At 39.7% G+C, this 7,582-nt stretch carries 8 protein-coding genes; all 8 read left to right on the top strand.

The window, feature by feature from the left end; translation table 11 throughout:
- The first annotated feature begins 353 nt into the window (after positions 1-353).
- Genes AB4484_RS26350 through AB4484_RS26385 form a run of 8 tightly spaced genes read left to right on the top strand, consistent with a single transcriptional unit; the run spans position 354 to position 7,423 of the window.
- Positions 354-566 carry a Flp family type IVb pilin gene (locus tag AB4484_RS26350; protein ID WP_017077511.1) on the top strand — a complete coding sequence of 71 codons (213 nt, stop codon included), beginning with the start codon at positions 354-356 and terminating at the stop codon, positions 564-566.
- A gap of 54 nt (positions 567-620) precedes the next feature.
- Positions 621-1,400, top strand: coding sequence for a pilus assembly protein CpaB (locus AB4484_RS26355; protein WP_372081008.1), 780 nt, complete (start codon positions 621-623; stop codon positions 1,398-1,400).
- A 1-nt stretch (position 1,401) separates the two neighbouring features.
- Positions 1,402-2,727 carry a type II and III secretion system protein family protein gene (locus tag AB4484_RS26360; RefSeq protein WP_048615464.1) on the top strand — a complete coding sequence of 442 codons (1,326 nt, stop codon included), beginning with the start codon at positions 1,402-1,404 and terminating at the stop codon, positions 2,725-2,727.
- The gene (locus AB4484_RS26365; RefSeq protein WP_372081009.1) at positions 2,727-3,188 is read left to right on the top strand and encodes an ATPase; all 462 of its coding nucleotides are present in this window, start codon (positions 2,727-2,729) and stop codon (positions 3,186-3,188) included. The genes AB4484_RS26360 and AB4484_RS26365 overlap by 1 nt, the downstream gene beginning before the upstream one ends.
- 2 nt (positions 3,189-3,190) lie before the next feature.
- Positions 3,191-4,384 carry a type II secretion protein gene (locus AB4484_RS26370; RefSeq protein WP_333010089.1) on the top strand — a complete coding sequence of 398 codons (1,194 nt, stop codon included), beginning with the start codon at positions 3,191-3,193 and terminating at the stop codon, positions 4,382-4,384.
- Positions 4,381-5,646 (top strand): CpaF family protein, encoded by a 1,266-nt coding sequence (locus tag AB4484_RS26375; RefSeq protein WP_048615461.1) that lies wholly within the window; start codon positions 4,381-4,383, stop codon positions 5,644-5,646. The genes AB4484_RS26370 and AB4484_RS26375 overlap by 4 nt, the downstream gene beginning before the upstream one ends.
- Entirely contained in the window at positions 5,643-6,557 is a 915-nt protein-coding gene (locus AB4484_RS26380) for a type II secretion system F family protein (RefSeq protein WP_372081010.1), read from the top strand. The genes AB4484_RS26375 and AB4484_RS26380 overlap by 4 nt, the downstream gene beginning before the upstream one ends.
- Entirely contained in the window at positions 6,557-7,423 is an 867-nt protein-coding gene (locus tag AB4484_RS26385; RefSeq protein ID WP_059020764.1) for a type II secretion system F family protein, read from the top strand. Before AB4484_RS26380 ends, AB4484_RS26385 begins: the two co-directional genes overlap by 1 nt.
- Positions 7,424-7,582: the final 159 nt, after the last annotated feature.

Below are 7,582 nucleotides of genomic sequence, written 5' to 3' on the forward strand. Positions count from 1 at the left end.
CAATGATCACGGGTATAAATGCTAAAGCTATTTTATTGAGGTTATTTGGTATTTTTCTATTTTTTCCATCAGAAAAACAGACGTAAATTATTATTAAGAAGTTTACAAAAATTAAGGTTGAGTAAGCTAATAAATCTATATTCATAAATATAGAGTATAGGTGTTCGTTACGTATATCAATGTGAATCTTATTTATTGTTTTTATACCATAATAAAAATTGTTTATACTAGTCAAATAAGTTTATGTTATGCGATCATAATAACTATTAATTGGATGTATACTTTAATGTCGGGTAGATTTCATTTCGCAATTTCAATTAGACCGATGGTCGATATACTTTTAGAGGATTACCATGTACTACAAAACTTTAGCAAAATTGGCTGAACTAAAAATGAAGTTCGAAGATGATATTCGCGGTGTTACGGCTGTGGAATATGCAATTATCGCGGTTGTAATGTCGGCTTTAGTACTTGCGGCATTTCAAACTGATGCGCTTAAAAATGCTATCACTGGTGCATTAACTAAAGTGACAGGCAACCTAACTAAAGCTACTACAGGCAAATAATTAGCCACTAAGAATAATATATTAAGGGGCTTTGGCCCCTGTTTTAGGCTTAATATGAACAGAATTATCATTCTCCTTCTTGTTGCTTTATCTATTTTTTCTACATTGATTTATATCAATTCCAACTATATTTCAGATAATGAAGAACCACAGGAAGTACAGCAGAAAGAAGAACCAAAAGTTAGTATTTTAGTCACTCAGAAAGCGATTAAACGCTCTCAACCGTTGGTTCCTAAATTTTATGACAAGAAATTTGTTCATATATCTGACTTAGATGGTTACTACTATACGTTAGAAGATGACCTTATTGTTGAACCTGGTGCTCTATTTAAAGAAGACATCTCTGAAGGTACTTACTTAACACAAGATATGATCTCTAACCCTGGAGATAGAGATTATATGTACCTGTCACTAAATGACGGTGAATTACCTTATTTTTATGAAGTAACCGGTATTGGAGTAGTACAGACCGCAACCCTTACTCCGGGTGATAAAGTGAGCTTCGTTTCCACAACTTCTTCAAAATCAAACCTCGTTGAGAATGGCTATGGTGATATAGGGGATCTCGTTAGTCGAGTGATTATCAGTGGAGCGCGAGTTTTACAGGTAATAAAAGGGAGCACTGAAGATACTGACTCTGAAGATGCCGAAGACAAAAAGTACAGTTTAGTTATTGCATTGAATATGCGCAGCGTTTTGAAGCTAGAAATGGCTCAAAAAATTGGTGACGTGAATATCATTCCATCAGAAATCGAGAATCGCTATTTATCTATCCGCAGTAGTGATCTTTTAGAAACTCAGTTTGGTGTTAGAGAATTACGTGGTAAGGAATAACATGACTTTAAGGAACAAAAATATAGCGTTGCTATTGTGCGGGATTCTTTCATGTCCATTACTCGCATCAGAATTAATGAACTTGGATCAGGGTGCCGCAAAAACCATTAATTTGAAGCGACAAATATCAACGGTATTTGTGGCGAATCAAGAAATAGCAGACTACAAAATCATCGATGACAATAAGGTTGTGGTTTATGGCGTTGGTCAGGGCACTACTTCAGTGATTGTTTATGATCGCGGTGGAAACGAAATCTACAATGCTGAATTGGTCGTTAACCAAAGCTTGCGACTATTGAAGCAAACGTTAATCGCTCGATTCCCTGATGAAAGCGTTGTGGTATCCAATGTCGGTGATCAAGTGGTCTTAGACGGCATAGTTGGTAGCGAAGAGATTAAGCAAAAGATTCATCGATTGGTCGGTGAAATGTTGAAGAAAGAACGTCGACGTAAGACATATGAACTGAAAGATGCTGGCGGGGAGGTTTTAGACGAACTAGAGTACACGACAAAGTACAACTACGACCAAGTCATTAATAACTTGAAAGTTCTCACCACAGAACAGATCAATGTAAAGCTAACGGTTGCGGAAGTCTCAAGTTCTTTTCTGACCGAGTTGGGCGTTACATACAGTGATAGTGGCGAGCCGGGCACTTTTGTTAATAAGCTACTTGATTTTACGGCTCAAGATATCGTTTCGGTTATCTCTGCAAGTGGTGATGACAAAATCGGTCGTGTATTGGCAGAGCCAAACCTATCTGTTATATCGGGTGAGCAGGCCAGCTTTCTTGCGGGTGGTGAGATCCCAATTGCGGTGCGAGACGAAGACGGTATTACTATTTCTTATAAAGAGTACGGCGTCAAATTAGCTATGGTTGCTAAGGTTACTGACACGGAAAATATCCGCTTAACCTTAATCCCTGAAGTCAGTTCTATTGATGAATCAAACAAAACCACAACAGGTTTAATTTCCGTACCCTCTTTGCGCACTCGAAGAGCTCAAACAACAGTTCACTTGAAAGACGGACAAAGCTTCGTCTTGGCAGGATTATTGACATCAGAAGAGCGTGAATCGTTAACCAAGATTCCAATTCTGGGGGACATCCCAATCTTAGGTGCGCTATTTAGCCACACTTCCACAAACCGCTCTAAAACAGAATTGATCATAGTTGCAACCGTCAATCTGGTTGATCCGGTCGAGCAAGAGCAGGTCAAATTGCCAAGCTTTAGACGTACAAGTGATCTTGAACGACTTCTTAGGATAGATCTTTCGGATCTTGATGAACCTGAGCTTGAAAACACGATAAACCAAGGAGGGTTCAACTAATGAGATGGATCGTTTTTACTTTAATCGTTCTTGTTACTACTGCTTGTACCCACGTTGATACTTCAAACTCTAGTGTGATTGAGCAATTAGAGGAGCGTTTTGAATTTGATATGACGAGTGGTGAAGATTCAATGTCTCGCTCTGTAGCTTTTATCCGAGACCTCAATGCTAGAGAGCCGAAAGTGACGTTCTACATTAAATATAAGCCTGATGCTAGTGAGTTTGTCGCTAAGCTACGAGATAGGTTTAAGTCGGAATCTATCGCGAAAGACAGATACAAAGTTGAACTTGCCGATAATGACCAAGAGAAAAATATCTTGATCATAGGTCGATATGTCCGAATTAAAGGCAGTGATTGTGGAGTGATGGTGTTCTCGCAAAGAGAAGAATATCAATTTGGTTGTAGTGTTGAACATAACCGAAACATCAGCTTGGTTAACCCTATTAAGAAGGCGAAATAGTTATGGACTTGGATATCTTGTTTCGTAATTCGTCTTCAAAAATGAAGTCATCAGTTGAGGCTACCGATCTCATTGTTTCAGATGATAGCGCCCTAACTGAATCGATCCATGATTTATACGCAATTGAAGGCTTTCCTAAACCACTTGAAGTGACTGACATAGATTTAGATGGTGTTTGGAATCAGTCAAACATCAAGCTTAACCATGTCGTGCTTGATCTTCGTAGTGCCAAAAATGTTATTGAGCAAGTGTCCGAGATCTCGATTCGTTTAGATGTAAATATATCTTTGCTTGTTCTATGCGACGTCGATTCTATAAAGCTGCGTAATCAAGTACATGCTTTAGGCGCTACTTATGTTTTGTGGGATCTAGAACTTGATGCGTTACTTGCGGCAATTAAAGCGACGCAAGACGGCGAAAGTTCAGTAAAGAAAACACGCGTAGCCAAACGTATATTGGTTTTAGGGACTAAAGGCGGTATTGGTGTTTCTTGCATAAGTTCCGTTTTAGCGCACTCCTTAGCGGAGCAAGCGAATCTCAAGACACTGCTAGTAGATCATGATTCTGGAGCACTAAACAGTGACATTTATATAGGCGTAAAAGGCTTGAAAGCTAAGCACAACAGTATTGATTTAAATCAGATCGATATTGATAGTGCGATAGCCAAAACCTATGTACATGGCGTTAAAGAGAAGCTTGATTATTTGGTTCTAGAGAAGAATGTCGCTTGTCTTTCCGATCATGCGTCTACGCTGTACAACCTCTCAAATCAACTGGTTGATCAATATAACTTTATTATCGATTCTGCGCCGTTGTCCTGCTACGAAGAGATGCACGACCAGGAGTTGTCAGATAAATATCATCGTATCTTTATTGTTTGCGAACCTTCGGTCTCTTCATTGCGTTCATATAACCTATTGAAGAAGAAGATCGGTAAATCTGAACACCAGATTATTTTTAACCTAAATAGGCCAGCGAAAGATTTCATGGTGACTCTTGCAAGTGCGAAAGAAAGGATCAAAGCCAAAGATAGCATTGATTTCATGTACGAGCCGGCACTCGAAAAAATAGTGGTTCAGCAGGGTATTAATGAGTTGCTTAAATCCAAGTCATCGACTGCCGTTCTTAGTATGGTTGCCACGCTAACAGGCAAAAAAATTAAAACTAAATCACGCTTCAGTTTGTTTAGAAAATGAATCAATTAAAAGAAATCTACATCCAGCTTAGGGATGAAATCTTCGATGCGTTAGACGCCGCGACACTTGTTGAAATCAGCAGTCAAGAGCTAGAGGAACAGCTTAAAGATTCGGTTAACATTCTGATCGATAAGAAGCAGTTACAAGTGAGCTCATTGAAACGCGTCGATTTAGTCAAAGCATTACTCGATGAATTAAAAGGCTTAGGGCCACTGCAAGCCTTGGTCGATAACGATGATATATCGGATATCATGATCAATGGACCATCGGATATTTTCATTGAAATCAATGGCAAAGTTGAACAATCACCGATTCAATTTGTTAACGAGAAACAATTGAATACGATTGCTAAGCGAATCGCATCGAATGTAGGTCGTCGTATCGATGAGTCCAAGCCACTTTGTGATGCTCGTTTGATGGATGGCAGTCGTGTAAACATTGTGATACCACCACTTGCAATTGATGGTACGTCAATTTCTATTCGTAAGTTCAAAGAGCAAAAAATTAAGCTTGAGAACCTCGCAGAGTTTGGCGCTATGTCTGTTGAGATGGCTAAGCTTTTGTCCATTGCGAGCCACTGTAAATGCAACATATTGATCTCCGGTGGTACAGGTTCAGGTAAAACAACGCTACTCAATGCGCTGTCTGGATTTATCGGTGAAACGGAACGTATTGTTACTATTGAAGATGCCGCTGAGCTACAGCTTCAAAAGCCTCACATAGTTAGGCTTGAAACACGACAAGCTAGCGTTGAAGGGACGGGAGAAATTACCGCTCGAGACCTTGTGATCAACGCGCTTCGTATGCGTCCTGACCGAATCATTGTTGGTGAGTGTCGTGGTGGAGAAGCTTTTGAGATGCTTCAAGCGATGAACACGGGCCACGACGGGTCGATGTCCACATTACACGCCAATACACCGCGAGATGCGATTGCTCGTACTGAAAGTATGGTGATGATGGCTACCGCTAGTCTGCCCATATCTGCAATACGTAGAACCATTGTTAGCGCAGTTGACCTTATCGTTCAAGTAAAGCGTCTTCATGATGGTAGCCGTAAAGTGATGTACATTTCTGAGATCATTGGTATGGAAGGGGATAGCGTTGTGATGGAGGATATTTTTCGTTACGAAGCTACTTCAAATTTCAAAGATGGGAAAATGGAAGGCGAGTTCCGAACTCCTGGCTTATCCACTCGTTCTGTAATCTATGAACGCGCAAAATTCTTTGGCTTAGAACAAGCGGTAAGGGAGATCTTTACATGACCTTAATACTGATTGCGTCATGGAGTGCTTTGTTACTCTACTTTCTTATCAATCGCTCTCGCCAAGACAAGAAATTGAGTAGTTTGATTGAAATGGAGGCTGAATTTGAAGGGGTAAAAGGGGTTCGGTCAGTTATCGACTCACAACAGTTTGAAGAAAGCTATAAGGCCAAGCTTAGGAAAAGTTACAAGAAGACAATCAAGGTCTTGCAGCCCAACATGTCTTTGAAACTGATTCTATTTGTTAGTGTATCTGCTTCAGCAGTTTATGCCATTAATGAGTTTTTCTTGCGTCAGGATTACCTAGTTTGCCTGATTATTGTTGAGCCTATTTTGTTCTTCGTTTTTTACAATAAGCTAAAGCAACGGCAGATGGACCGATTTAAAACTAACTTTCCAGATGCTTTGAATATCTTGAGTGGAGCGATTTCTTCAGGTCAAAGTATCATTCATGCGTTCGAGTATGTAGGTAAGCAACTGGATAATGAAGTGGGCAAGGAGTTTAAGTTCATGGCTGAGCGTTTGCTCATTGGTGAAGACCCTGATGACGTTCTTGAACGTAGTAGCAATACATTCCCTTACTTAGAGTACTTTTTCTTTGCCTCCACGATAAGAATCAACCTAGCTCGAGGTGGTCAGCTCAAAGATGTGATCAACAAAATTAACCGCCTTATGTTCGATTCTAGAGCGGTTGAGAAAAAGAAAAATGCGCTGACCTCAGAAGCTCGTGCATCTGCCAAAATTATCGCTTGTTTACCCGTGATTTTTTTGATCATTTTGAAGTTTACAAGTCCTGAAAACTACAGCTTCGTGATGTTTGAAGATGCGGGACAACCCATTTTTTATTACGTTCTAGTGAGTGAGTTGTTAGGCTTCTTTTGCATTTGGCTGATTCTGCGAGGTGTAAATTAATGGGATTTGAAACGGTTTTAATTTGGGGTGTGATATTTATTATATCGATGGTTCTAGCAACCTATTGCTTACGTTTTTGGGATAACACGAGAGCAAATATAGAAACTCGTAAAATAATTGGTTCAACACGTGAAGAGAAAAAAAGAACGGATTTGTTCAAGGCTGTTTTGTCTCGGATTAGTTTCAATAAATACGAAACAAAACGAAAGTTAGTCGCGGCAGGCTTTTACAGTGATTTCCTTGCAGATACCTATTATTTATTAAAAATAATTCCTTTTAGTGTTTGCTTAATATTAATCGGTTTTGACTTTTATAACGGAGAAACCGAGGTGATATTCGCTCTGTTATATCTACTCGGGGCTTTATTGGCGTTTATCATTGCACCGGATTCCTATGTGTCAGCTCGCGGTAAAGCCAATATTAAGCATATCAGTTCAAGGTTGCCTTTTTTACTCGACCTTATGAATGTGTGTGTTCATACCGGTATGACAATCGAGTCTAGTTTGGAGTATCTGGCAAAGGAGCTCCACTCGGTAGACAGTAATCTTTCCCATGTTGTCAGAGTCACGGTTGAACGCTCTCGCTTGGTCGGATTGGAAAAGGCATTAGAAGAATTTTACGAGCTTGTACCAACTAGCGAATCTCAAAGTTTTGTTATGACTATGGTGCAGAGCTTACAGTTTGGCTCATCTGTTGGACCTGTATTAGCAACGTTAGCGACTGATATTCGAGAGCTTAATATGATGGACCTAGAGGAACGGATTGGAAAGATGGGGGCAAAAATGTCTATTCCTTTGATTGCTTTTATCATGGTTCCGATTGTTGTTCTCATCGCAGCCCCAGGTATTTTAAGGATGTTAATGTGATAAGAAAATTTGTATTAGCCATTATTGTTCTGGTTTTACTTTCAGGTTGTACAACCGTTGACAGTCAGCTTGATACCAAAGAGCAATTGCTTATTGGATCGGGCGATTCACAAAAGCTCGTTGAGTTTTATAAGTCAAATATACAATCCGACCCTGTAT

The sequence above is a fragment of the Vibrio sp. 10N.261.46.A3 genome, assembly GCF_041472995.1.
GTDB lineage: Bacteria > Pseudomonadota > Gammaproteobacteria > Enterobacterales > Vibrionaceae > Vibrio > Vibrio coralliirubri.

What these genes read in the sequence shown, in the direction of transcription:
- AB4484_RS26365 (WP_372081009.1), top strand. Translation starts at nt 2,727, where the DNA reads ATGAGATGGATCGTTTTTACTTTAATCGTTCTTGTTACTACTGCTTGT.
- AB4484_RS26370 (WP_333010089.1), top strand. Translation starts at nt 3,191, where the DNA reads ATGGACTTGGATATCTTGTTTCGTAATTCGTCTTCAAAAATGAAGTCA.
- AB4484_RS26350 (WP_017077511.1), top strand. Translation starts at nt 354, where the DNA reads ATGTACTACAAAACTTTAGCAAAATTGGCTGAACTAAAAATGAAGTTC.
- AB4484_RS26380 (WP_372081010.1), top strand. Translation starts at nt 5,643, where the DNA reads ATGACCTTAATACTGATTGCGTCATGGAGTGCTTTGTTACTCTACTTT.
- AB4484_RS26385 (WP_059020764.1), top strand. Translation starts at nt 6,557, where the DNA reads ATGGGATTTGAAACGGTTTTAATTTGGGGTGTGATATTTATTATATCG.
- AB4484_RS26360 (WP_048615464.1), top strand. Translation starts at nt 1,402, where the DNA reads ATGACTTTAAGGAACAAAAATATAGCGTTGCTATTGTGCGGGATTCTT.
- AB4484_RS26355 (WP_372081008.1), top strand. Translation starts at nt 621, where the DNA reads ATGAACAGAATTATCATTCTCCTTCTTGTTGCTTTATCTATTTTTTCT.
- AB4484_RS26375 (WP_048615461.1), top strand. Translation starts at nt 4,381, where the DNA reads ATGAATCAATTAAAAGAAATCTACATCCAGCTTAGGGATGAAATCTTC.